22 protein-coding genes are annotated in these 24,799 nt (G+C 38.6%); 19 read left to right on the forward strand and 3 right to left on the reverse strand.

The genetic code is table 11. The annotated features are described in order from the left end of the window. Nucleotides 1-104 precede the first annotated feature (104 nt). From ACFIKN_RS09170 to ACFIKN_RS09230, 13 genes are all read left to right on the forward strand, one after another. A complete protein-coding gene (locus ACFIKN_RS09170; RefSeq protein WP_375658305.1) occupies nt 105-1,733 on the forward strand; it encodes a CTP synthase in 1,629 nt (542 codons plus the stop codon). A gap of 36 nt (nt 1,734-1,769) precedes the next feature. Further along, complete coding sequence (gene kdsA / locus ACFIKN_RS09175; RefSeq protein ID WP_273791141.1) at nt 1,770-2,606, forward strand: 3-deoxy-8-phosphooctulonate synthase; 837 nt, start codon at nt 1,770-1,772, stop codon at nt 2,604-2,606. Nucleotides 2,607-2,677: 71 nt separating this feature from the next. Next, on the forward strand, nt 2,678-3,964 hold the full coding sequence (gene eno / locus ACFIKN_RS09180) for a phosphopyruvate hydratase (RefSeq protein WP_375631360.1): 1,287 nt from the start codon (nt 2,678-2,680) through the stop codon (nt 3,962-3,964). A 92-nt stretch (nt 3,965-4,056) separates the two neighbouring features. Then, entirely contained in the window at nt 4,057-4,464 is a 408-nt protein-coding gene (locus ACFIKN_RS09185) for a TM2 domain-containing protein (protein ID WP_375631359.1), read from the forward strand. A 382-nt stretch (nt 4,465-4,846) separates the two neighbouring features. Further along, nucleotides 4,847-5,278 (forward strand): TM2 domain-containing protein, encoded by a 432-nt coding sequence (locus ACFIKN_RS09190; RefSeq protein WP_375643078.1) that lies wholly within the window; start codon nt 4,847-4,849, stop codon nt 5,276-5,278. A 384-nt stretch (nt 5,279-5,662) separates the two neighbouring features. Next, nucleotides 5,663-6,115, forward strand: coding sequence for a TM2 domain-containing protein (locus ACFIKN_RS09195; protein WP_375643076.1), 453 nt, complete (start codon nt 5,663-5,665; stop codon nt 6,113-6,115). A 181-nt stretch (nt 6,116-6,296) separates the two neighbouring features. Continuing rightward, complete coding sequence (locus tag ACFIKN_RS09200) at nt 6,297-6,608, forward strand: septum formation initiator family protein (protein WP_375641463.1); 312 nt, start codon at nt 6,297-6,299, stop codon at nt 6,606-6,608. A gap of 135 nt (nt 6,609-6,743) precedes the next feature. After that, nucleotides 6,744-7,784: a pyruvate dehydrogenase (acetyl-transferring) E1 component subunit alpha gene (gene pdhA, locus ACFIKN_RS09205; RefSeq protein WP_273791144.1), complete on the forward strand. Its 1,041-nt coding sequence runs from the start codon at nt 6,744-6,746 to the stop codon at nt 7,782-7,784. A gap of 16 nt (nt 7,785-7,800) precedes the next feature. Continuing rightward, nucleotides 7,801-9,168: a pyruvate dehydrogenase complex E1 component subunit beta gene (locus ACFIKN_RS09210; RefSeq protein WP_375638116.1), complete on the forward strand. Its 1,368-nt coding sequence runs from the start codon at nt 7,801-7,803 to the stop codon at nt 9,166-9,168. 14 nt (nt 9,169-9,182) lie between these two features. Then, on the forward strand, nt 9,183-10,526 hold the full coding sequence (locus ACFIKN_RS09215; protein WP_273791146.1) for a pyruvate dehydrogenase complex dihydrolipoamide acetyltransferase: 1,344 nt from the start codon (nt 9,183-9,185) through the stop codon (nt 10,524-10,526). Between the two features lie 213 nt (nt 10,527-10,739). Continuing rightward, nucleotides 10,740-12,200: a dihydrolipoyl dehydrogenase gene (gene lpdA, locus ACFIKN_RS09220; RefSeq protein WP_375658306.1), complete on the forward strand. Its 1,461-nt coding sequence runs from the start codon at nt 10,740-10,742 to the stop codon at nt 12,198-12,200. Between the two features lie 67 nt (nt 12,201-12,267). Then, nucleotides 12,268-13,230 carry a lipoyl synthase gene (gene lipA / locus ACFIKN_RS09225; protein ID WP_273791148.1) on the forward strand — a complete coding sequence of 321 codons (963 nt, stop codon included), beginning with the start codon at nt 12,268-12,270 and terminating at the stop codon, nt 13,228-13,230. Between the two features lie 2 nt (nt 13,231-13,232). Beyond that, entirely contained in the window at nt 13,233-13,694 is a 462-nt protein-coding gene (locus tag ACFIKN_RS09230; RefSeq protein WP_273791149.1) for a type II toxin-antitoxin system RatA family toxin, read from the forward strand. 577 nt (nt 13,695-14,271) lie between these two features. Here the strand turns inward: ACFIKN_RS09230 and ACFIKN_RS09235 are convergent. The 3 genes from ACFIKN_RS09235 to rirA are packed head-to-tail and all read right to left on the reverse strand — an operon-like array spanning nt 14,272 to nt 16,415. Further along, nucleotides 14,272-14,760, reverse strand: coding sequence for a CinA family protein (locus ACFIKN_RS09235; protein WP_375631353.1), 489 nt, complete (start codon nt 14,758-14,760; stop codon nt 14,272-14,274). Continuing rightward, on the reverse strand, nt 14,757-15,947 hold the full coding sequence (locus tag ACFIKN_RS09240) for a bifunctional 2-C-methyl-D-erythritol 4-phosphate cytidylyltransferase/2-C-methyl-D-erythritol 2,4-cyclodiphosphate synthase (RefSeq protein WP_273791165.1): 1,191 nt from the start codon (nt 15,945-15,947) through the stop codon (nt 14,757-14,759). The genes ACFIKN_RS09235 and ACFIKN_RS09240 overlap by 4 nt, the downstream gene beginning before the upstream one ends. Before the next feature lie 24 nt (nt 15,948-15,971). Further along, nucleotides 15,972-16,415, reverse strand: a complete 444-nt coding sequence (gene rirA / locus ACFIKN_RS09245; protein WP_273791151.1) for an iron-responsive transcriptional regulator RirA — start codon at nt 16,413-16,415, stop codon at nt 15,972-15,974. 173 nt (nt 16,416-16,588) lie between these two features. Between rirA and ACFIKN_RS09250 the strand changes: the two genes are divergently transcribed. From ACFIKN_RS09250 to clpX, 6 genes are all read left to right on the forward strand, one after another. Further along, nucleotides 16,589-18,856 (forward strand): PAS domain-containing sensor histidine kinase, encoded by a 2,268-nt coding sequence (locus ACFIKN_RS09250; protein ID WP_273791152.1) that lies wholly within the window; start codon nt 16,589-16,591, stop codon nt 18,854-18,856. Between the two features lies 1 nt (nt 18,857). Further along, entirely contained in the window at nt 18,858-20,216 is a 1,359-nt protein-coding gene (locus ACFIKN_RS09255) for a sigma-54 dependent transcriptional regulator (protein ID WP_273791153.1), read from the forward strand. Between the two features lie 3 nt (nt 20,217-20,219). Beyond that, the gene (gene trkA, locus ACFIKN_RS09260) at nt 20,220-21,596 is read left to right on the forward strand and encodes a Trk system potassium transporter TrkA (protein ID WP_273791154.1); all 1,377 of its coding nucleotides are present in this window, start codon (nt 20,220-20,222) and stop codon (nt 21,594-21,596) included. A 10-nt stretch (nt 21,597-21,606) separates the two neighbouring features. Beyond that, nucleotides 21,607-22,416, forward strand: coding sequence for a hypothetical protein (locus tag ACFIKN_RS09265; protein WP_273791155.1), 810 nt, complete (start codon nt 21,607-21,609; stop codon nt 22,414-22,416). Between the two features lie 146 nt (nt 22,417-22,562). Beyond that, nucleotides 22,563-23,195 carry an ATP-dependent Clp endopeptidase proteolytic subunit ClpP gene (gene clpP, locus ACFIKN_RS09270; RefSeq protein WP_273791156.1) on the forward strand — a complete coding sequence of 211 codons (633 nt, stop codon included), beginning with the start codon at nt 22,563-22,565 and terminating at the stop codon, nt 23,193-23,195. A gap of 183 nt (nt 23,196-23,378) precedes the next feature. Beyond that, nucleotides 23,379-24,653, forward strand: coding sequence for an ATP-dependent Clp protease ATP-binding subunit ClpX (gene clpX / locus ACFIKN_RS09275; protein ID WP_273723371.1), 1,275 nt, complete (start codon nt 23,379-23,381; stop codon nt 24,651-24,653). Nucleotides 24,654-24,799 lie beyond the last annotated feature (146 nt).

Raw genomic sequence — 24,799 nt, forward strand, 5'->3', positions numbered from 1 at the left:
TTAAAAAGGTGATTTTTTCACCTTTTTTATTTTAGAAGAAAAATTGTTTCTTTTTGCATTTTTTGCTGGAAAAATCATTATAAATTGCTTATCACCATAAGCCCATGGCACGTTATGTTTTTATTACTGGTGGTGTGGTTTCTTCCCTTGGAAAAGGCATCGCAGCGGCGGCGTTAGCAGCGTTATTACAGGCTCGTGGTTATCGCGTACGTCTTCGCAAACTTGATCCTTATTTAAATGTTGATCCAGGTACGATGTCACCTTATCAACATGGTGAAGTATTTGTGACCGATGATGGTGCAGAAACGGATCTTGATCTTGGTCATTATGAGCGTTTTACTGGGCGTTCTGCAAATAGCCAAGATAGTATTACAACAGGGCGTATTTATCGCAATATCATTGAACGAGAGCGGCGTGGTGATTATTTGGGGGCAACAGTCCAAGTTATTCCTCATGTTACGGATGAAATTAAGAGATTCATTACGATGGGAAATGAAGAATTTGATTTTGTTTTTTGTGAGATAGGTGGAACGGTTGGTGATATTGAAGCAATGCCTTTTCTAGAAGCGATTCGTCAGCTTCGCAATGAGCTACCGAGACAAAATGTCGTTTATGTCCATCTCACATTAATGCCTTATATTCCTTCAGCAGGTGAATTAAAAACGAAACCAACACAACATTCTGTCAAAGAATTGCAAGCAGTTGGTATTTCTCCTGATATTTTGCTTGTACGTGCAGATAGATCTATTCCAGAAACAGAACGGTGCAAATTATCACTTTTTTGCAATGTTCGCTCCAATGCAGTCATTCAGGCATTAGATATGCCAACGATTTATGATGTTCCTATGGCATACCATAAGGAAGGTTTGGACTCTGAAGTTCTTTGCGCTTTTGGAATTGATTCGGCACCTTCCCCCAAGATGGATCGTTGGGAGGATATTACGCATCGTATTCACAATCCTGAAGGAGAAGTCACGATTGCTATTGTAGGAAAATATACGGGCTTAAAGGATGCTTATAAATCTCTTATTGAAGCGATTGCGCATGGTGGTTTAGCGAATAGAGTGAAAGTTAATATTGAGTGGATTGATTCGGAACTTTTTGAAAAAGAAGATTCTGTTTCAGCTTTACAAAAAGCCCATGGAATTTTGGTTCCAGGTGCTTTTGGGGCACGTGGGGCAGAAGGGAAGATTCGAGCAATTCAATTTGCACGAGAGCGTAAAGTTCCATTTTTAGGGATTTGTTTTGGGATGCAATTAGCTTGTATAGAAGCTGCGCGCAATATTGCACAGATTAAGAATGCTTCATCGAGTGAGTTTTGCGAAACAGACAATCCAATTGTAGGTTTAATGACAGAATGGCTTAAAGGAGACGTCCTTGAAAAACGTACAAGAAATGGTGATCTCGGCGGTTCGATGCGCCTTGGTGCTTTTGCTGCTGAATTAAAAGAAGAGAGTCATATTGCTCAAATTTATGGGATGACCAAGATTGTCGAGCGACATCGTCATCGTTATGAGGTTAATATTGATTATAAGGATAAGTTAGAACAGTGTGGTTTGATTTTTTCTGGGATGTCTCCTGATGGTATTTTACCAGAAACGATAGAATATGTAGATCATCCATGGTTTATTGGTGTTCAATATCATCCAGAATTAAAATCCCGTCCTTTTGATCCACATCCGCTTTTTTCTTCTTTTATTGAAGCTGCTGTAGAACAAAGTCGATTAGTTTAATGCATAAATTGGGTTACTTTGCTTTTGAGGGATAAAATGACTAAACCAAATGCCCGTGTGAAAGTTGGAAATATGATTTTTTCAAATGAAATGCCTCTTTCATTAATTGCAGGGCCGTGTCAGATGGAAAGTCGTGATCATGCTTTTGAAATGGCTGGTCGTATTAAAACAATTACCGATCAGCTTGGTATCGGGTTTGTTTATAAATCAAGTTACGATAAAGCCAACAGAACCTCTTTAGGGGCGGCACGTGGTATTGGTCTTGAAAAAGCAATGTCCATTTTTTCTGATTTAAAAAAAGAGTTTAATTGTCCCATATTAACTGATGTGCATACAGAAGAGCAATGTACAATTGTTTCTTCTACAGTTGATATTTTACAAATACCGGCTTTTTTATGTCGTCAAACAGATCTTTTGGTAGCAGCCGCCAAAACAGAATGTGTTATTAACATTAAAAAAGGTCAGTTTTTAGCGCCGTGGGACATGGAGAATGTTTTAAAAAAGGTTGTTTACAGTGGTAATCCGAATGTTATGCTTTGTGAGCGAGGCACGTCATTTGGTTACAACCGACTTATTTCTGATATGCGTTCGTTGCCTATTTTACGTTCATTTGGTGCTCCTGTTATTTTTGATGCAACGCATTCTGTTCAAGAACCTGGGGGGCAGGGGGCTTCATCTGGTGGGCAGCGTCAATTTGTTGAAATTTTAGCGCGTGCAGCTGTCTCTGTTGGGGTAGCTGGTATTTTTTTAGAAACACATCAAGATCCAGATAATGCACCTTCTGATGGACCCAATATGGTTAAAGTTGATGATTTACAAAGATTGCTTGAGACTTTAATGGAATTTGATTATCTGTCAAAAAAGTTGAGTTGAGAAGAGAAAAAATATTTCATTAATAGGGCATTATAAATGAATCGAGACTTTTATTGGATAAGGAAACACATATGACTATAATTGTCGATATCATTGGGCGTGAAGTTCTTGATAGCCGTGGTAATCCAACGGTAGAAGTTGATGTTCATTTGGAGAATGGAGCTTTTGGTCGCGCTCTGGTTCCTTCGGGAGCTTCAACAGGAGCACACGAGGCTATAGAGCTTCGTGATGGTGGTTTGCGCTATCAAGGGAAAGGTGTTGAAAAAGCGGTTGCTGCAGTTAATGGCGAAATTCTTGAAGAACTTGGTGGGCGGGATGCAACAAATCAAATTGCTATTGATCAAGCAATGATTGCTTTGGATGGAACGCCAAACAAAGCCCGTCTTGGTGCCAATGCACTTCTTGGTGTTTCATTAGCTGTTGCAAAAGCAGCTGCGGATTCATTAAATTTACCTTTGTATCGTTATATTGGTGGTACACAAGCGCATATTCTTCCAACCCCCATGATGAATATTATTAATGGTGGCGTTCATGCTGATAATTTGATTGATTTTCAAGAGTTTATGATTATCCCTATAGGAGCTCCTACTGTAAGAGAAGCTATCCGTTATGGCGCTGAGATTTTCCATGCATTGAAAAAGCGTTTAAAAGATGCGGGTTATAATACCAATGTTGGTGATGAAGGTGGTTTTGCACCTCAATTTAAAAGTGCTGATCAAGCAATTGATTTTATTATGGAATCTATCATGATATGTGGCTATAAACCAGGTGAACAAATTGCCATTGGTTTAGACTGTGCTTCAACCGAATTTTATAAAAATGGTTCGTATTTTTATAAAGGTGAGGGGAAATGCCGAGACATCCAAGAGCAGGTAGATTATTTAGCACATCTTGTGAAAAATTATCCTATTATTACAATTGAAGATGGAATGGCAGAGGATGATTGGGAAGGTTGGAAGTTACTCACTGACACAATTGGAGAAAAATGTCAGCTTGTTGGCGATGATTTGTTTGTAACGAATTCAGCACGTTTGCGTGATGGTATCAAAATGGGGGTAGGCAATTCTATTCTCATAAAAGTTAATCAAATTGGTACATTGAGTGAAACACTTGATGCTGTAGAAGTAGCACATAAAGCAGGTTATCGTGCCATTATATCTCATCGTTCAGGCGAAACAGAGGATTCTTTCATTGCAGATCTTGCGGTTGCAACGAATTGTGGACAAATTAAAACAGGTTCTCTTGCACGTTCGGATAGATTAGCCAAATACAATCAACTTATTCGTATTGAAGAAATGCTAGGAGCCCAAGCGCGTTATGCTGGTGATTTAGTGTATAGTTCTGAGCACAAAATATGAAAGTATAAGATCATTTAGATTATGAAATTGAGATTTCTTATCAAAGGCATATACGCAATAATTTTTAAGTGTTTAAATTTATAGGGATTAAGATGAGAGGTATAATTATTAGTCAAGATCAAGGAACTTATCTCGTTGCTGGTGATGATGGTAAACGTTATCAGTTTGCGACTTGGGATTGGTTGGGAAAGAATCCACCAAGGATTGGTAATGCTGTTGATTTTGTCTGTGAAGGGGGGGTTGTCAGTTCTGTTTTTCCATTGTTGAGATCAGGTACAGAGAACACAAAGATAATGTTCGCACTGCTTTGTTGGGTTGCAGGTATTTTTGGTGTCCATCGCTTTATGGTTGGTAAAGTTAGGACTGGTGCTTTAATGCTAGTTCTATCTTTATCATTGTTTGGATTGATAATTACCGGCATTTGGGCAATTGTTGATTTTATAGTCATTCTTGGTGGAAGATTTACGGATAAAGATGGAAATCAGATTACAGATTTGTGAAAATCTTATAATAAAAAAAGGTAATTTAGCTCGCTTTTTATTTTTATAAATATATTAAGTTGCATCATGCGAAATTATTGTACTACATTTATTTAATATGAGATATTAAAAAACATGTACAGCTAAGTAAACGTATTGAAAAAGACAATGCTATTTTATATGGGTAAAGCAAAGATATAAATCAACTAAAGCATGTTTTTTGTTACTGCTTATAGCAGGGGGAAATATTAGATTATTGGGGAGTTACGAACTATTTTAATTTCATGTTTATCATGGTGAGTACGAATTGTATTTACACCGTGAGGTTAATCCGCATATTATCGAATTAGAAATAATCTCTTTATGAATAACACATGAGGAGCAGCTTTATAGGTGGGCAAGAATGAAAGGTAAGATTATTGGTCAGGATCAAGGAGATTATTTTGTTTCAGGGGCTGACGGTAAGCGTTATCAATTTACGAGTTGGGATTGGTTAGGAAAAAAAACACCAAAAGTGGGTGATACCGTTGATTTTGTATATGAAGATAATGTTGTTAAATCTGTTCTCCCTCTCGTGAGTAAAACTCAGTCAGAAAAATCAAGATTGGCGATAGCACTTGTTTGTTGGTTTTTTGGATGGTTGGGAATTCATCGCTTTATGGCAGGTAAAGTTGGAACGGGTATTGTAATGCTTCTTATAAGCCTACTAAGTATACCATTTACTTTTGGGGTAGGGATACTTTTAGTAACTGGTCCTTGGTCATTCATTGATTTTATAGTTATTTTATCCGGATATTTTAGGGATGAAAATGGGGATAAAATTATAAATTGGTAGAAATTTTAGAATAATATAAAAAGTTAAAGAGTGAGGCACTTTCTTTACTTTTAATGTTGTCAATATATTAATTTAATAATGTAAATTATTTTAATATATGTCTTTAAATGTGAAATATTAAAGAAAATTATGAATATTTAAATAAAACTATTGAAAAAGACTGTACTATTTCATATGAAAAAAGCAAAGGTGCAAATCGAACAGCGTGCTTTGTATTACCACTTGTAATTGCGGGAATTTTAAGTTGTTGGGGAATTTTTAGCTTTTTAAATTGTCATATATCACGGTGAATACAGACTGTATTCATGCTGTGAGGTTTATTCAACATATTATCATATTAGAAGAAAAGCTTCTTTATGAATAACAATTTTATAGGTGGTGAAGATGAAAGGTAAGATTATTGGTCATGATCAAGGAGATTATTTCATTTCAGGGGCTGATGGTAAGCGCTATCAGTTTGCGAATTGGGATTGGTCAGGAAAAACGCCGCCGAAAGTTGGTGACGTCGTTGATTTTGTGTGTGAAGGGGATACCATTAAATCTATTTTCCCTATCTTGACTGAAGGTCAGTCACAGCAATCAAAAGTGACGTTAGCGGTCGTTTGTTTTTTTCTAGGTGGACTAGGACTTCATCGTTTTATGGTTGGTAAAGTTGGAACGGGCATTGCAATGCTTCTTATAAATATAATAAGTGTAATACTTATAATAAGTGTAATACTTATGCCGGTAGGGCTTATAGGAATTTTTTTGATAATTACACCTTGGGTATTGATTGATTTTATAGTCATTTTAACAGGAAGTTTTAAGGACAAAGATGGGTGTAAAATCACAACTTAGAGGATATCCAATATTTATAATATAAAAAGTGGGTTATTCAGCTTACTTTAATTGTATTAAGGGGGGGACTTTGATGATAACAAATTATTTTGGTGTAGATTTGGTAATGAGGTATTAATCAAAATCATGCATAGTTGGGCAAAATATTAAAAAATTTGTGCTGTAAAGACTGTGCTATTTTATGTGGACAAAGCAGAAACGTCGATCAATCAAAGTACGCTTTGTACTACCTCTTATGACGGTGGGAGTCTTAAGCTATTTCAGTTATCACATTTATCATGGTGAGTATGGATTGTATTCACGCAGTGAAGTTAATCAGCATATTAGCGAATTAGAACAGGAGCTTCATAAAATAGAAGCTGAGCGGATATTCATGGAAAAGCGTATTTCTCTTTTACGCAATGGGCATATAGAAAAAGATATGTTGGATGAGTATGTACGAAAGAATTTGAACTTCTCTAAGCCAAATGAACTGACAATCTTAATACCTTGAAATGATACCAAAGGTAAATGAAAAATCGCTTAATTTAAACAACAATCAGCAATGATATTGTTTAAGCCGATTGATAAGGCTTGTAACTTTTGTTCGTAAAGGTTATTCCTAAATAATCATAAAAGGGAGTTTAATATGGCAGAACGACTTAAAAAAAATTCTGCGTCGGCGGCGCGCACTGCATTATCAAGCACCACAAAGAAAGCACCAATAGCAGATTTTACAAAAGAAGAAGAAATTGATGCTTATCGTGAAATGCTTTTAATTCGCCGTTTTGAAGAAAAAGCAGGACAACTTTATGGTATGGGGCTTATAGGGGGATTTTGTCACCTTTATATTGGTCAGGAAGCCGTTGTTATAGGAACATTGAAAGCGGCAAAAGAAGGTGATCAGGTTATTACGTCTTACCGTGATCATGGTCATATGTTAGCGGTTGGGATGAGTCCGCGTGGGGTTATGGCAGAATTAACGGGGCGCCAAGGTGGCTTTTCCAAAGGGAAAGGTGGCTCGATGCATATGTTCTCTAAAGAAAAGAACTTTTATGGAGGACATGGTATTGTTGGTGCGCAGGTTCCAATTGGTTCAGGTTTGGCATTTTCGAATCAGTACCTTGGTAAAGATAATGTGACATTGGTTTATTTTGGTGATGGTGCTGCAAATCAGGGGCAGGTTTACGAGAGTTTTAATATGGCTTCACTTTGGAAGCTTCCCGTTGTTTATATTATTGAAAACAATCAGTATGCTATGGGAACGTCAGTTTCACGTGCATCTGCAGAAACTGATTTTTCCCGACGTGGTCTTTCTTTTGAAATTCCAGGTATTGTTGTTGACGGTATGGATGTTCGATCAGTAAAAGGAGCTGCTGATGAAGCAATTTCTTGGGCACGCTCAGGTAAAGGACCGATCATTCTTGATATGCAGACCTATCGCTATCGTGGTCATTCCATGTCTGACCCAGCAAAATATCGTTCAAAGGAAGAAGTCCAAAAAATAAAAGAGGAGCACGATCCGATTGATCAAGTAAAAAGTCGGATTCTTAAAAAAAATTGGGCGAGCGAAGACGATTTAAAATCTATTGAGAAAGAGGTCCGTGCAATTGTTGCTGATGCGGTAGATTTTGCACAAAGTGATCAAGAGCCAGATGCTTCTGAGCTCTATACTGATATTTTAGTTTGATGCGAGGGAAGCAAGTATGTCTATTGATATTTTGATGCCGGCGCTTTCACCAACTATGGAAGAAGGTAAACTGTCTAAATGGCTCAAGAAAGAAGGTGATAAGGTTAGCTCTGGCGATGTTATTGCTGAAATTGAAACGGATAAGGCTACAATGGAAGTAGAGGCCGTTGATGAAGGTACTCTTGGTAAAATTTTTGTGCCTGAAGGTTCAGAAGGCGTAAGGGTTAACACTGTTATTGCAATTTTGTTAGAAGAAGGTGAGCGTGCTGAGGATATTTCGCAGCCTACGGATACAGCACAAAAACCTAAGGAATCTGCTCTTTCTCTACCTTTGTCAGTTCCGCAGGCTGCTCCTACTTTTGATACATCTCTTAATTTTGATATTCCAGCGGGAACACAAATGGTTACAATGACAGTTCGTGAAGCGCTTAATCAGGCTTTGGCTGAAGAAATGCGGCGTGATGAAACAGTTTTTCTTATGGGGGAAGAAGTCGCGCAATATCAAGGTGCCTATAAGGTTAGTCAGGGTTTGTTGGAAGAGTTCGGGGAACGCCGAGTTATTGATACCCCAATTACAGAGCACGGCTTTGCTGGGCTGGCTGTTGGGGCTGCTTTTGGTGGGTTACGTCCTATTGTCGAGTTTATGACCTTTAATTTTGCGATGCAGGCGATGGACCAAATTATTAACTCAGCAGCCAAAACACGTTATATGTCTGGTGGACAAATGACCGCTCCTATGGTTTTCCGAGGTCCCAATGGTGCGGCTGCCCGTGTTGGTGCTCAACATTCTCAATGCTATGCTGCATGGTATAGTCATGTACCAGGTCTGAAAGTTGTCATGCCTTATAGTGCTGCAGATGCAAAAGGTTTGCTGAAAGCTGCTATTCGTGATGATAATCCTGTTATTTTCCTTGAAAATGAGATTTTGTATGGGCATCAATTTGATGTTCCTCAACTGGATGATTTTCTTTTGCCTATTGGTAAGGCGCGTATTCATAAGTCTGGACAAGATGTGACGATTGTTGCATGTGGAATTGGGATGCATTATGCTGTTCAAGCGTTACCAGAAATTGAAAAACTTGGTATTGATGTTGAATTGATTGATTTACGAACCATTCGCCCTATGGATCTTCCTACAATTCTTTCGTCAGTTAAAAAAACAGGTCGTTTGGTAACAATTGAAGAGGGATTTCCTCAGTCATCCGTGGGAACTGAAATAGCAACGCGTGTTATGCAGCAGGCTTTTGACTATCTTGATGCGCCAATTGCTACGATTTCTGGCAAAGATGTTCCGATGCCTTATGCCGCTAATCTTGAGAAGTTGGCTTTGCCTAATACTGCTGAAATTATTGAGGCAGTTCAAGCTGTGACATACAGAGCATAACGGAGGAAAGCATAATGCCCATTAAAATTACAATGCCAGCGCTTTCCCCTACGATGGAAGAGGGAAATTTAACAAAATGGAATATTAAGGAGGGAGATAAGGTTTCCTCTGGTGATGTTATTGCTGAAATTGAGACGGATAAAGCGACAATGGAAGTCGAAGCCGTTGATGAAGGTAGGGTTGCTAAAATTGTTGTTCCTGCTGGAACACAAGGCGTTAAAGTAAATGCTTTAATTGTTGTTTTAGCAGAAGAAGGTGAAGATTTAGCTGAAGCTGCAAAAGTTACAGAAGAAATCTCTTCTTCTACAAGACAAGAATCAGAGGGCATCAAACAGACAGATTCTCTGAAACAGACGGACTCAAAGGGAATAAAAATGTCTCATGAATCATCAACTGGGCAATTAATACAGCAAGATAAAAAAGAAGCTCGTCTTTTTGCCTCTCCCTTAGCGCGGCGATTAGCATCTCAGGCAGGTCTTGATTTATCCCTTATTTCTGGAAGTGGTCCGCATGGGCGTATTATTAAGCGCGATGTGGAAAAAGCTGTGAGCAGCGATATTTCTAAAGTGTCTTATTCATCACAGATAGGGGAGCTAACAGCTACAGGTGCTTCAGACAAACAGATATTGAAACTCTTCAAAGAGGATGAATATAGCTTCGTTCCCCATAATAATATGCGTAAAACAATCGCCACACGTTTGGTGGAATCAAAACAGAAAGTCCCACATTTCTATGTAACGGTAGATTGTGAACTTGATGCGCTATTAGCACTGCGTACACAACTGAATGCTGCTGCACCAATGGTTAAAAGGCAAGAAGAAACTCAGCCTACTTATAAGCTTTCTGTTAATGATATGGTGATCAAAGCTGTCGCACTTTCTTTGAAAGCGGTTCCTGATGCGAATGTCTCTTGGCTTGAAGGTGGGATGATTCATCATAAACATTGTGATGTTGGGGTTGCTGTTTCCATTCCCAATGGATTAATTACACCGATTATTCGCCATGCAGAGGAAAAGCCGTTATCACTTATTTCCAAAGAGATGAAGGATTTTGCAAAGCGTGCGCGCGAGGGCAAGTTAAAAATGGAAGAATATCAGGGTGGAACAACAGCTGTATCAAATATGGGGATGTATGGTATAAAAAGTTTTTCTGCTATTCTTAATCCACCGCATGCGACGATTTTTGCGATTGGTGCAGGGGAGCAGCGCGCCGTTGTTAAAAATGATGCATTAGTCGTTGCGACAGTTATGTCAGTTACGATTTCTGCTGATCATCGTGCTGTCGATGGTGCTTTAGCAGCAGAGATCGCGCGGACTTTTAAGAAGATGATTGAAAATCCATTAGCAATGTTGGTTTGAACTGTTTAACAGTTCTTCACGTAAATTGTGAGAGAGTGTATTAAGAGAATAAAAGCAAATTTAACGAGTTTGAAGAGCAATGTTATTGCTATTTCTGGTTTGGGTAAAGCATTTACGTAAGCAAAAGACATAAGATAATTCTGTCATGTTATTTTGCAGACTTAAGTTCAAAAAGTGCATATCCGTTTTATATATATCCATGGAGGAATTACTGTGGCAAATCTTTATGATGTAATTGTGATTGGATCAGGTCCAGGCGGATATGTAACCGCAATTCGTGCAGCACAATGTGGCTTTAAGACTGCGATTGTTGAACGTGAACATTTGGGAGGGATCTGTTTAAATTGGGGATGTATTCCCACAAAGGCCCTTCTACGTTCAGCGGAAATGAAACATTTTGCTGAACATGCAAAAAATTATGGACTAAAAATTAATGGTTCAATTGAGGCAAACATCAAAGATGTTGTGGCACGTTCACGCGGTGTTTCAGCACGTTTAAATGCTGGTGTTGATTTTCTAATGAAAAAAAACAAAATTGATATTATTTGGGGTGAAGCAAAGCTTACTAAAAAAGCAAAGGGAAGCCATCCTGCGGAAATTATGGTTTCTTCATCCTCCAAGCCGATTATGCAACCGCAAAATCCAGTCCCTAAAGGGACGTTAGGGGAGGGAACTTATCAAGCAAAACATATCATTATTGCAACAGGTGCACGTCCTCGTGTCCTTCCTGGTATTGAGCCAGATGGAAAACTCATTTGGACTTATTTTGAAGCTATGATACCGTCATCAATGCCAAAATCGCTTTTGGTTATAGGGTCTGGGGCTATTGGCATTGAATTTGCCTCTTTTTATCGTGATATGGGGGCGACAGTAACTGTTGTTGAAATGATGCCCCATATCATGCCTGCTGAAGATATTGAAATTTCAACGTTTGCTCGTAAACAGTTAGAGAAAAGAGGTTTACGCATTCTTCGTCAAGCAAAAGTAACAAAGGTTGAAAAGTCTTCCGATTCTGTGACTGTACATATTGATGTTCAAGGTAAAATAGAGACAATAACTGTTGACCGGTTAATTTCCGCTGTAGGGGTGCAAGGTAATATTGAGAATCTTGGTTTAGAATCTTTGGGAATAAAAACCGATCGCGGGTGCATTGTAACTGATGAATGGAGTTGGACGGGGGTGGAAGGCATTTATGCTATTGGTGATGTAGCAGGTCCTCCTATGTTGGCCCATAAAGCAGAAGAAGAAGGAGTGATATGTATTGAGCATCTTGCAGGTTTGAAGAGTGCTCATCCGCTTGATAAAAGAAAAATTCCAGGGTGTACATATTGTACACCACAGGTTGCCTCTGTAGGGCTTTCAGAAGCGGCTGCAAAAGAAGCAGGTTATGATATACGTATTGGTCGTTATTCTTTTGCTGCGAATGGTAAGGCGATTGCTTTGGGTGAAGATCAGGGGTTAGTAAAAACGATTTTTGATAAAAAAACAGGACAGCTTCTCGGGGCCCATATGGTAGGGGCTGAGGTAACAGAATTGATACAGGGTTTTGTTATTGCTATGAATCTTGAAACAACAGAAGAAGAATTAATGCATACTGTCTTTCCACATCCGACCTTATCGGAAATGATGAAAGAAAGTGTATTAGATGCTTATGGTCAAGTTTTAAACGCTTGATGACTGGATTGTATGAAAAATTTTATATTTTTGATTGTTACTTCGTATTTATAAGGCAAAGGCTTAAATGGTTACGGTTGTTGATAGAGTTACAAATAGACGTTTGCGTCATCCTGAAAAGGCACATCGTCCTGATACAAGCGTTCAAAAAAAGCCAGATTGGATTCGTGTAAAAGCGCCAACATCACCAATTTATAAGGAAACACATGGTATTGTACGTACGCATAAGTTAGTGACTGTATGCGAAGAAGCTGGTTGCCCTAATATTGGCGAATGTTGGAGCCAGAGGCATGCTAGCTTTATGATTTTAGGTGAAATATGTACGCGTGCTTGTGCTTTTTGTAACGTTGCAACAGGTATTCCACTTGCCGTTGATGATAATGAGCCAGAACGTGTCGCCGATGCTGTTGCACGGATGGAATTAAAACATGTTGTCATTACATCTGTTGATCGTGATGATCTTGCTGATGGTGGTGCTGAGCATTTTGCAAAAGTTATTTATGCGATTCGTCAAAAAACTCCTAAAACAACAATTGAAGTTCTTACACCTGATTTTCGTCATAAGGATGGCGCTTTAGAAGTTGTTGTTGCTGCTAAGCCTGATGTTTTTAATCATAACTTAGAAACAGTTCCTTCTAAATATTTGAAGGTCCGTCCAGGGGCGCGTTATTTTCATTCAATTCGTTTATTACAACGCGTTAAAGAACTTGATCCAACAATTTTTACAAAATCGGGAATTATGGTTGGCCTTGGGGAGGAGCGAAATGAGATTTTGCAATTGATGGATGATTTGCGCGCTGCTGATGTTGACTTTATGACAATTGGACAATATTTGCAGCCTACACGAAAACATCATCCAGTTGTTCGTTTTGTGCCTCCTGAAGAATTTGAGTCTTTTGCCAAGATTGGTAAAGTAAAAGGATTTTTACATATGGCTTCCAATCCTCTGACGCGTTCATCTCATCACGCTGGAGATGATTTTGCCATTTTGCAAAAAGCGCGTGATGAAAAATTTTCCTTACAGAGATAATTATGCCGATTTTTACAATACATCGGCAGATCACCCATAGTGCCAGTGAGATGTTTGATCTGGTTTCAGATATTGAGCGTTATCCTGAATTTTTACCAATGTGTGAGTCTTTAATAATACGTTCTCGAAAAGAATATGGAAAAAAAATATTGCTTCTTGCGGATATGACCGTTGGCTATAAGATTATTCGTGAAACTTTTACGACTCAAGTATTTCTTCAGCCGGAAAAAAGTCTTATAGAAGTTAAATATATTGATGGTCCATTCAAATATCTTGAAAATCGTTGGGCCTTTCATGATATTGAAAATACCAATGCATGTAATGTAGAGTTTTTTATTGATTATGAATTTAAAAGTAAAACGCTTGGATTAGTGATGGGCTCAATGTTTGATATTGCGTTTCGTAAATTTACCGAGGCTTTTGAGAAGCGTGCGCATCAGATTTATGGCTCTACGGTAACATAGTCTATTCTGTTATTTTTTAACAATACGTATTGCTTATAACAGCGTGAAGGTGGAAATCGGTTTCCATCTTTACTATTTGTTTTTAATCCAGCTTTCAAAAACATATTGAAGGAACGTCATTTTAAATAATGAAGATGATGTACAGCTTCACTCTTTTGTTTCTCTCTTTTTTAATGGATACACATCCGTTAAACAGAACGCCCAAATAGAACATGCTTGCGTCATACCCATTTCATAATAGTGCTCATAATAAATAGTATAGATCCTTCGTAAAAGCATATAAACTCCACATCTGTACGTTTATGAACAAGTCAGCCTGCACCATTTATTTGCCATCTCTCAAGATGTTGCGCCAGCTCTTAGCACTTGAGAGAGAGGTACAAGTGTCCCTTTCTTTAATCATTTTATTTACTACAGTTTTTTTCTCTTGTGGCGTGCAAGTGAATAAATTTGATTAATTCAACCTACACAGGGCTGAAGTGAGATAACTTTACGCTATTCAGGTCTTTCATTTTCAAGTTGTGGGCGATTATAGACTCAATGTGGAATAGAGAATTTTGAAATTAGTATGGGGAATTCAGTGAAGTAATTCCAGAATCATTTTAAAAACATTTTCAACAGTTGCATGGCGGATAGCATTGCGATTAAGATGAGCAAAGTGCATTTCTTTGTGCAGGGGGGGGTGATTTTTGTAAGCAACTGCGCAATGCACAAGTCCTACAGGTTTATCAAGACTTGCACCTCCTGGACCAGCAATCCCTGTTACAGAAACTGCAATGTCAGCTTGTGAATGTTTTAATCCACCCTCAGCCATTGCAAGAGCAACTTCTTTTGAAACGGCACCATAGGTTCTTATAAGTTCAGCACAAACGCCAACAAGGCGTGTTTTGGATTCATTTGAATAAACAACAAATCCACAATCGAGAACATCTGACGATCCTGCAATATTTGTGAGGCTTGCAGCAATGAGTCCCCCTGTACAAGACTCTACAGTTGTTAACAGTAAACCTTTTTGGCGAAAGGTATTAAGGACTTCATGTGCTTGTTTTTCACAAAGATATGTCATTGGGGAATTTCTCCTGAATAAAGAACGCTCGCTGTTGCAAGAGCAGCAATTCCCTCACCACGACCAATAAATCCAAGCTTTTCATTTGTTGTTGCTTTGATAGAGATTCGATCAGGTGTCATTGCAAGTATTGTCATAAGATTTTCTGTCATAGCATGACGATAGGGACCAATTTTAGGATTTTCAGCGATAATTGTGATATCAACATTGGCGATACGACCATCTGCTTGTTTTATAATATCGAGAGCATGACGGAGAAAAATTTCTGATGATACATTTTTCCATTGAGGATCAGAGGGAGGAAAATGTGTACCGATATCTCCAGCACCTTGAGTTGCAAGAAGGGCATCTGTTAATGCATGAAGAGCAACATCCGCATCGGAGTGTCCATTTAATTTTTTATGAAAAGGGATTTTTATACCACATAATATAAGAAAATCACCATCTTCAAAAGAGTGAACATCATAACCATTGCCAGTACGGATATCAGGAAACATTTGCATTTTCTTTTGGAGATATAAATGTGCAGTATTAAAATCTTCATGCCATGTAATTTTTATGTTGTTAGGATCCCCAGGAACGGTACGCATAGGAATTCCAAACCATTCGGCAATTGCAGAATCGTCAGTGAATTCTTGTTTGCAAGCTTGTTTTGCTTGTTTATGGGCCGCTAAGATATGTTCAAAGGGAAAACACTGTGGAGTTTGTGCACTATAAAGATGGGTACGGGGAATTGTTTCTAAAACATGCTGATTATTTATACGTTTAAGGGTATCAGAGATGGGCAGAACAGGAAGAACACCTTCTTGAGGCGTGATAGTGTTGTGAATGTTATTAAAAAGCTTGTTTTCAATAAAAGGGCGTGCACCATCATGAATATGCACATATTGGGGGGAAAATTTTTTAAGTGCCTGAAGTCCATGTAAGGTAGAGATTTGACGTGTATTGCCTCCTTCAACGATAATAAGGCGCTCTTTAAAATCGCCAATAGCTTGTTCACAGATTTGACGATCTTCTGGATGAATAACAAGGATAATTGTTGTGATAGCTGGATGCTGCAAAAAACAATGCACGGTATGATAAATAATCGGCTTTTGTCCTAGAAGCCGATATTGTTTTGGAATTTTATAGGGAGATCCTGCTCTTTCACCCCGTCCAGCGGCTAATATTATTGCTGCAATAGAAATACTTAATCTCCTTGTATTATAATCTTAGTTTTCTTTTTTGTCATTAATTTTAAAATGATTTTGAAAGGATGGTTGTTGTAGATCAGCAAGGGATATCATGGACAACACCTCAAAAAAAGCATTTAATGCTTTTTGAAGTGCGGTATTTAAACCACAAAAATCAAACAAGGGGCAAGTTGGTTCTGCAGTATCGAAACATTCTGCTAGGGAAAAGTTGTCTTCTGTTACTTTCACAACATCAGCGACTGAAATCTCTGCTGCGGGTTTAGCCAATCTAACTCCACCATTGCGTCCACGCACTGTTTGTATAAAACCTGCTTGAACAAGCAGCTGAAGGATTTTAAATAAAAAAAGTTCTGAAACGGCATATGCTTTAGCAATTTCTGGAACACGACTGAGAGTTCCCTGATTATCTGCACAATACATGAGCATTCGAAGAGCATAATTTGTTTGTTTTGTTAATCGCATCTCATTTCCTTCGTAAAGTATCGTCGAACACAGTCTATTTTAAAGATATTTTGCAAAATATAGAAGCTTTTCCTCATTGACTATATTTGCCCTATTTTAAATGTAGTATTAGTATTGTCAATTTTTGCTACAAAAGGTTATATGAGAATAATGGGATAAGGGTATGTAAGCTCATGACGAATATAACATCTGTGACGAATCTTCAAGACATAGATAAAAATACTTATAACGATGAGTTGTATCGTTTAAGTAAGGTATATATTTTTTTAGGGATTACAATTATTGTATTGGCTTTACTTACGGCCTCTGTTTCGTTTATTATTCTTATTGGATTAACTCCTGTTGTTCCCAGTAGAACAGTAACCCTTATTCTTATAGGGATTAATAGTTTTTGGGTTTTAGGGCTTATTGTCATCGTTTTTTATGAGATGATTCCGATCATTCGTGCTTGGCGTTCAAGGCGTGCAGGATCGCGTCTTCATGTGCGTCTTATTTCATTGTTTGCACTTGTTGCGACAATGCCAGCTGTTGCTGTAGCTCTTGTATCGGGTCCAGCACTAAATTTGGGACTTGATCGATGGTTTGATACAACAACGCGGCAAATTGTGGGCTCTTCTATTGATTTAGCAAATGCTTATGCAGATGAAATGCTTCAAAATTTAAAAAATTTATCCTACGCGATGGCATTTGCACTTGATAACAAAAAACTCTTAGAACGTAATCCAGCTGAATATAGGATGCAATTGACGCGTCATGCTATAGGACGCAATTTGCGTGGTGCATTTTTGTTAAGTTCTAGCGGAGCTATTTTTGTATCGAGTGCTCTTGGTGATGAAGATAAACTGCCAATTCCTCCTTCTCATCTTATTGAACGTGCAACCAGTGCGAGACCTTTTTCTTTTCAACCAGGCGTTCATGATTATTTTGGTATTATTTTAAAATTTACCAACATTCCAAACACATTTTTATATTTGGTGCGTGACGTTGATAAAGGTGTTTTATCTGCTTTGCGTTTGACAGAAGTTAATACAGATCGTTATCGTGATTTAAATGAAAATCGCCTGCTGACACAGATTGCATTTGGTATGCTTTATTTGTGTCTTTTTTTTAGTTTATTCTTATCAGCTATTTGGGCTGCTATTGCTGTTGCTGATCGTTTAGTGCGTCCTATTCGTCTTCTCATTAGTGCTGCCGATGATGTTGCTTCTGGAAATATGGAAATTTTCGTGCCAGTACGAGCAAAAGATGGAGATATTGGGCAATTATCCAAAACTTTTAATTACATGGTCAGTGAATTGAAAAGTCGGCGTAATGAGTTGATTGCAGTGCGTGATCAAATTGATGAAAGACGGCGTTTTTCTGAAGCTGTGTTATCGGGTGTAACAGCGGGAGTAGCAGGTATAGATGATAATGGTGATATCACCATTATCAATCGGTCTATTGAAGCGATGTTTGATATTCGCTCTGAGCACGTTGTTGGACAAAGTCTTTTATCTTTAAGCGCTGAAATTTGGCAGGTTTTTCAGTTTGTGCGTTCATTAGATCGTAAAAACCATCGTGAACAGGTCACTTTAAACGTTGCAGGAAAAGAGCGTGTCTGTAATGTTCAAGTTACGATGGAGGAGGATGATGGACAGGGGCAATCTTGGGTTCTAACAATTGATGATATTACTGACCTTGTTGCAGCGCAACGTACAGCGGCGTGGGCGGATATTGCGCGGCGTATTGCGCACGAAATTAAAAATCCTCTTACACCTATTCAGTTATCCGCTGAACGCATTCGTAAACGTTATAACAAAGCTATTACACAAGATAGAGAGGTTTTTGAGCGGTGTATTGACACGATTATTCGGCAGGTTGGAGATATTGGGCGTATGGTTGATGAGTTTTCCTCTTTTGCACGTATGCCCAAACCCAAAATGCATATTTTAGATATACGAGAATTGTTGCGCGAAGCATGTTTCTTGATAGAGGTGACGCGACATGATATTCATTTTGAGCAAGATTTAGGAACTCTACCACTTATGGGTGCATTTGATAACCGTCTCATTGTACAGGCTTTCTGCAATGTTATCAAAAACGCGAGCGAATCCATAGATTCAGTTATGCGAGAGGAAAATATTCACGGTCATATTCTTGTCCGTTCTTATCGACAGAAAGAATGGGTGGTTGTGGATGTTGTTGATAACGGGAAAGGACTTCCTAAAGAGCAAAGACAAAAGTTATTAGAACCCTATATAACAACGCGGGAAAAAGGAACAGGACTGGGGTTAGCCATTGTGCGCAAAGTTATTGAAGATCACGGTGGTTTCATGGAGCTTCATGATGCACCGGAGAGTTTTTATGAAGGTCGTGGTGCGATGATCCGTTTGATATTTCCTGCGGATGGGGGTAAGCAGGGTAATATTATACAAGCCATAAATCATAAGATAGGGGAATAGTATGGTATCAGATATCTTGATTGTTGATGATGAAGCAGATATTCGTGAGCTTGTTGCTGGTATTTTAGAGGATGAAGGTTATGAAACGCGCGTTGCTTGTAACTCTGATGAAGCATTGGCTCAAATTAGTGAGCGTATTCCAAAGCTCATTTTTTTGGATATTTGGCTACAGGGTAGTCGTCTCGATGGTTTAGCACTGCTTGATGAAATTAAAACACAATATCCGGCTCTTCCGGTCGTTATGATCTCTGGTCATGGTAATATTGAGACGGCTGTTTCCGCTATAAAGCGAGGGGCATATGATTTCATTGAAAAACCTTTTAAAGCTGATAGACTTGTATTGGTTGCAGAGAGAACACTTGAAAATTCAAATTTAAAACGTGAGCTTTTAGAATTACGAAAGCGTTCGAACGAGACATTAGAGTTGCTCGGAAAATCGACAGTTATAAAAAATTTGCGTCAAATCATAGAAAAAGTAGCACCAACCAATAGTCGCATCATGATAACAGGTCCTTCAGGGGCAGGAAAAGAGACTGTTGCACGAACTATTCATGCGCTCTCAACGCGTTCGAATGGGCCATTTGTTACAATAAATGCTGCAACGATTACTCCGGAAAGAATGGAAATAGAGCTGTTTGGCAGCGAAATGGAGGGAAGAGAGCGTAAAATCGGTGCCTTAGAGGAAGCTCATGGCGGTATCTTATATCTTGATGAAATTGCTGACATGCCACGTGAGACTCAAGGGAAGATTCTTCGGGTTTTAACGGGGCAAACATTTGAGAGAATTGGCGGCACAAAACGTGTTAAGGTGGATGTCCGTATCATTTCTTCGACAGCGCAAAATCTTGAAAACCTCATTTCTGATGGGCGCTTTAGGGAGGATCTTTTTCACCGTCTTTCCGTTGTTCCTATTGTTGTTCCTCCCCTTTCAGCGCGTCGTGAAGATATTCCAGAACTTGTACATCATTTTGTAAAAACAATATCACAGCAGGTTGGGATTAAACCGCGTGCAATCAGTGATGATGTGATTGCTATTTTGCAAACGCACGCTTGGCCGGGTAATGTGCGGCAATTACGTAATAATATTGAGCGTCTTCTTATTCTTGTGCGGGATGGTGATGGTCCTATAACAGCGGACTTTCTTCCCAGTGAAGTAAGTGATTCTTTGCCACGCCTTCAAATGGATTCAGATGAAAGTATAATGGATTTGCCGTTACGTGAAGCTCGAGAATTGTTTGAAAAGAGATATTTAGTGGCGCAGATTGGGCGTTTGGGTGGAAATATATCACGTACTGCTGAATTTATAGGCATGGAGCGTTCAGCTTTGCACCGTAAACTTAAAGCGCTTGGAGTTTCTTAAGCGATGCGTGTTATTATTTGCGGAGCAGGACAGGTTGGTTATGGGATAGCAGAGCGTCTTGCTGCTGAAAATCATGATGTTACCGTTATTGATATCGAAACGAGATTAATTGAAAAGATTCGCGATACATTGGATGTGAGAGGTTTTGTTGGTCACGGTTCACGGCCTGAAGTTCTTTTGGCAGCAGATGCAGACAAAGCTGATATGTTGATTGCTGTTACTTTGTTTGATGAAGTCAATATGGTAGCTTGCCAAGTAGCACATTCATTATTTAATGTGCCCACAAAAATTGCTCGTATTCGCTCACAATCTTATTTAGAGCCACGTTATAAGACGCTTTTTTCCAGAGAGAATATTCCCATTGATGTGGTTATTTCGCCAGAAGTTGAAGTTGGGGAAATGGTTTTGCGCCGTATTGCTTTACCTGGTGCAATAGATGTTCTTTATTTTTGTAATGATGATATTGTTGCGCTAGCCTTGGAATGTATGGAAGATTGTCCAGTTATTAATACACCTTTGCGTCAATTAACAGAGCTTTTTCCAGATCTTCATACGACGGTTACCGCTATTAAACGTGGCGCGGAATTATTGGTTGCACATTCAGAAACGCAATTACGCGTTGGTGATATAACCTATCTTGTTGTTTCTCGTGAACAGATGCGTCGTGCTGTTGGGCTTTTTGGTCATAAAGAACAAGATGCACACCGCATGATTATTGCAGGGGGTGGTCACATTGGCCTTTATGTTGCACAGGCGATTGAAAAGCGTTTCCATAAATTAAAATTGAAGATTATAGAATCGCATAGAGAAAGAGCTCTTACAATTGCTGATCAGCTTGAAAAAACGACAGTCTTATACGGTAACGTGTTAGATCCAGTGATTCTTCAAGATGCGGGAATTGATCAGTCCGATTTAATGATTACATTGACCAATCAAGATCAGGTTAATCTCTTAAGCGCTATTATTGCTAAAAGATTGGGCTGCAAAGCCAATATGGTATTGATTAATAATGTTGCCTATCAAGAATTTAGTCGTGCTGTTGGTGTGGATGCATATCTTAATCCCCATAGCGTTACAATATCGAGAATTTTGCAACAAATGCGCCGTGGGCGTATTCGTTCTGTTCATTCAGTTTTTAATGGCCGAGCAGAAATTATTGAAGCTGAAGTGATGCAAACATCTTCATTAGTTGGTAAGTCATTATCAGAGCTCAATTTATCAGATGGTTTGAGAATTGGTGCAATTTATCGCAATAAGACAATAATACAGCTTTCGGCAGATACGCGTATTTTGTCTGGTGATAGAATAGTGATTTTTGCTCTTGCTGATAGGGTTCGTGATGTTGAACAACTCTTTCGCGTAAGTTTAGAATATTTTTGATGTATTATCTATGGATATTTGTACTTTTTGGTATAGTGGACAATTAAGATTGGTGGATAGGCTTTGTTTGTCTTCAATGGTTAAAACTGGACAGCGCGTTAAGCTTTTTAGTTATGATAAAAAAATAGATAATCTCCCTGCTGGTGTTGAGCTGCATGAAGCCGAATCAATTTTACCACGCTCAGCAATTTATCGCCTTGATCCCGATTTTTCTGATGATAAACTAGGGTGTACAATTGTTCAGTTCTCGGATTTTTTTCGTGTTATGCTGATGAAATATCAACAAGGTGTTTGGTTAGATACAGATGTTTACCTTGTTAAACAATTTCATCCAGATGCCGATAAGGTTTGGTTGGCAAGAGAAAATAATACAAGAGTAGGCGTTTCTGCACTTTATTTTCCGCCCAATAACCCTATTATAAAAATATTTGAAGATTATTGGGCAGGCACAGAAATTATTCCTCATTGGCTTGGGTTTAAGCGTCGTGTTTGGAGACCGTTCTGGTTAAAGAGGAAAAAAATGCCGATTTTACCGGGAAATCTTGGCGTTACAATATTTGGCAATGATGGTATTTCACGATTAGCAAAACGATATGGTTTTTTTCATGAAGCAAGGGAAAAGGAAACTTTTTATTATTGGACTGGGCGAAAAACTGAACGTATTTTTGAACCAGCTTTTGGCGTAAAGCCGCTTACAGATTCACGCTTGATAGGCTTTCATATTCACAGAAAGACAAAGACCACGAAAAGACCTCAGGAAGGAAGTTTTTACCATTGGGCGGTATCTCGCATTCCTGATGTTCATCATTTGTTTAGGTAGAGTTATTATTGCTATTTTAACTATTGAGATTTTAATCTATCTTATACATCTCTTGATTGTAGCTTGCACAAGAGAGTAATGTTAGCATATGGATAAAAACATTGAATGTGTAAAGAGCGGTTGTTATATGAACGGAAAGTAAAAATATGAGTGATCCAATGAAAACAGCATTAAGCCTTGTTCCTATGGTTATTGAACAAACCAATCGTGGTGAGCGGGCCTATGATATTTTTTCCCGTCTTTTAAAGGAGCGGATTATTTTTATTAATGGTCCTGTTGAAGATGGTATGGCAATGCTTGTTTGTGCACAATTGCTTTTCTTAGAAGCGGAAAATCCTAAAAAAGAAATTAGTCTTTATATTAATTCTCCAGGTGGTGTCGTAACATCTGGTATGGCTATTTATGATACTATGCAGTTTATTCGCCCTCCTGTTTCTACGCTTTGCATGGGGCAAGCGGCATCTATGGGGTCTTTATTGTTAACAGCTGGAGCAAAAGGTCATCGTTTTACATTGCCAAACGCACGCATTATGGTGCATCAACCATCTGGAGGTTTTCAAGGTCAAGCTTCAGATATTGAGCGACATGCGCAAGATATTATAAAGATGAAACGGCGTTTAAATGAAATTTATGTCCAACATACGGGGCAAGATTATGAGGTTATAGAGAAAACTCTCGATCGCGATCATTTTATGACAGCAGAAGAAGCCAAAGCGTTTGGCTTAGTTGATGATGTTATACAATATCGTGCAGAAACTGAAAAAGAAGAAAAAGATTAAGAATTTTTATAGAAAAAACAGCTACTTTAAATCAAAGAGTTTTATAAAAAATATCGCAAAATAAGAGAAACACCTAAAAATATTGAGACATGCATGGTTTTCTATATGTCTTTTAGTTTTCATGATGAAAAGCTTCCTTTGAAAAGGCAAAGTATTCATATATCGTGGTGAAAGGAAAGAAAAATGAGCAAAATTAGCAATAGCGGGAACGAATCAAAAAATACTCTCTATTGCTCGTTCTGCGGCAAGAGTCAGCATGAGGTGCGTAAGCTCATTGCGGGGCCTACTGTATTTATCTGTGATGAATGTGTAGAGCTTTGCATGGATATTATTCGGGAAGAAAATAAGTCTTCTGGGGTTAAGGTGCGTGATGGTGTTCCTACGCCACAGGAAATTATAACAGTTCTTGATGATTATGTTATTGGTCAGCAGCATGCGAAGCGTGTTCTTTCTGTTGCTGTGCATAATCATTATAAACGGTTGGCGCATCAGTCTAAAAGCAATGATATTGAGTTGGCAAAATCAAATATTCTTCTTGTTGGTCCAACGGGCTGCGGTAAAACTTATCTCGCACAAACATTAGCACGTATTATTGATGTACCTTTTACGATGGCGGATGCGACCACTTTGACTGAAGCAGGTTATGTGGGGGAAGATGTTGAAAATATTATTCTTAAGCTCCTTCAAGCAGCAGATTATAATGTTGAACGTGCACAGCGTGGTATAGTTTATATCGATGAGGTTGATAAGATTTCTCGTAAAGCAGATAATCCTTCTATTACAAGAGATGTTTCGGGGGAAGGAGTTCAGCAAGCGTTATTAAAAATTATGGAAGGAACGATTGCTTCTGTTCCTCCTCAAGGTGGACGTAAGCATCCGCAACAAGAGTTTCTTCAGGTTGACACCACAAACATCTTATTCATTTGTGGGGGAGCTTTTGCAGGTTTAGAACGGATTATTTCAGGGCGTGGTGAAAAAACTTCTATTGGTTTTTCTGCGACCGTTAAGGCTCCTGATGAGCGTTGTGTCGGTGAAATTTTTCGTGATTTAGAGCCTGAAGATCTTATAAAATTTGGTTTAATACCAGAATTTATTGGACGCCTTCCTATAGTCGCTACCTTAGAGGATTTAGATGTTAACGCCCTCATGCAAATTTTATCACAACCTAAAAATGCGTTAGTAAAGCAATATCAGCGTCTTTTTGAAATGGAGAATGTCGAGTTAGCATTTCATGAAGATGCTTTACGTGTTATTGCAAAGAAAGCAATTGAACGTAAAACTGGTGCTCGTGGTTTGCGTTCAATTATGGAGAAGATCCTTCTTGAGACGATGTTTGAGCTACCGGCTCTTGAAGGCGTTCAAAAAGTGGTTATTTCGAGTGATGTCGTTGATGGGAAAGCGCGTCCTCTTTATATTTACTCAGAACGTGCAGAAGATAAAGAAAATGTATCAGCATGACATTGTGCGATGCACAATATAAAAGGTGGTAATGAATGGTATTTGATGGGTGTTTCTAATAATATCATTATAATGCTTGATTTATGTATGAGTAATTACCACTTCATGTACAGTGAAGAGCTGAGGTTTTCTAAAGGTGAGCTGGT

The organism is Bartonella sp. CL436QHHD, assembly GCF_042195105.1.
Lineage (GTDB): Bacteria > Pseudomonadota > Alphaproteobacteria > Rhizobiales > Rhizobiaceae > Bartonella.

Excerpts from the sequence above, each read along its gene's own strand:
- ACFIKN_RS09265 (WP_273791155.1), top strand. The coding sequence starts at position 21,607 with ATGGATATTTGTACTTTTTGGTATAGTGGACAATTAAGATTGGTGGAT.
- ACFIKN_RS09235 (WP_375631353.1), bottom strand. The coding sequence starts at position 14,760 with ATGACATATCTTTGTGAAAAACAAGCACATGAAGTCCTTAATACCTTT.
- lipA (WP_273791148.1), top strand. The coding sequence starts at position 12,268 with ATGGTTACGGTTGTTGATAGAGTTACAAATAGACGTTTGCGTCATCCT.
- clpX (WP_273723371.1), top strand. The coding sequence starts at position 23,379 with ATGAGCAAAATTAGCAATAGCGGGAACGAATCAAAAAATACTCTCTAT.
- ACFIKN_RS09200 (WP_375641463.1), top strand. The coding sequence starts at position 6,297 with ATGTGGACAAAGCAGAAACGTCGATCAATCAAAGTACGCTTTGTACTA.
- clpP (WP_273791156.1), top strand. The coding sequence starts at position 22,563 with ATGAGTGATCCAATGAAAACAGCATTAAGCCTTGTTCCTATGGTTATT.
- ACFIKN_RS09185 (WP_375631359.1), top strand. The coding sequence starts at position 4,057 with ATGAGAGGTATAATTATTAGTCAAGATCAAGGAACTTATCTCGTTGCT.
- ACFIKN_RS09195 (WP_375643076.1), top strand. The coding sequence starts at position 5,663 with ATGAAAGGTAAGATTATTGGTCATGATCAAGGAGATTATTTCATTTCA.
- ACFIKN_RS09250 (WP_273791152.1), top strand. The coding sequence starts at position 16,589 with ATGACGAATATAACATCTGTGACGAATCTTCAAGACATAGATAAAAAT.
- trkA (WP_273791154.1), top strand. The coding sequence starts at position 20,220 with ATGCGTGTTATTATTTGCGGAGCAGGACAGGTTGGTTATGGGATAGCA.
- ACFIKN_RS09190 (WP_375643078.1), top strand. The coding sequence starts at position 4,847 with ATGAAAGGTAAGATTATTGGTCAGGATCAAGGAGATTATTTTGTTTCA.
- rirA (WP_273791151.1), bottom strand. The coding sequence starts at position 16,415 with ATGCGATTAACAAAACAAACAAATTATGCTCTTCGAATGCTCATGTAT.
- ACFIKN_RS09215 (WP_273791146.1), top strand. The coding sequence starts at position 9,183 with ATGCCCATTAAAATTACAATGCCAGCGCTTTCCCCTACGATGGAAGAG.
- eno (WP_375631360.1), top strand. The coding sequence starts at position 2,678 with ATGACTATAATTGTCGATATCATTGGGCGTGAAGTTCTTGATAGCCGT.
- pdhA (WP_273791144.1), top strand. The coding sequence starts at position 6,744 with ATGGCAGAACGACTTAAAAAAAATTCTGCGTCGGCGGCGCGCACTGCA.
- ACFIKN_RS09170 (WP_375658305.1), top strand. The coding sequence starts at position 105 with ATGGCACGTTATGTTTTTATTACTGGTGGTGTGGTTTCTTCCCTTGGA.
- kdsA (WP_273791141.1), top strand. The coding sequence starts at position 1,770 with ATGACTAAACCAAATGCCCGTGTGAAAGTTGGAAATATGATTTTTTCA.
- ACFIKN_RS09230 (WP_273791149.1), top strand. The coding sequence starts at position 13,233 with ATGCCGATTTTTACAATACATCGGCAGATCACCCATAGTGCCAGTGAG.
- ACFIKN_RS09210 (WP_375638116.1), top strand. The coding sequence starts at position 7,801 with ATGTCTATTGATATTTTGATGCCGGCGCTTTCACCAACTATGGAAGAA.
- ACFIKN_RS09255 (WP_273791153.1), top strand. The coding sequence starts at position 18,858 with ATGGTATCAGATATCTTGATTGTTGATGATGAAGCAGATATTCGTGAG.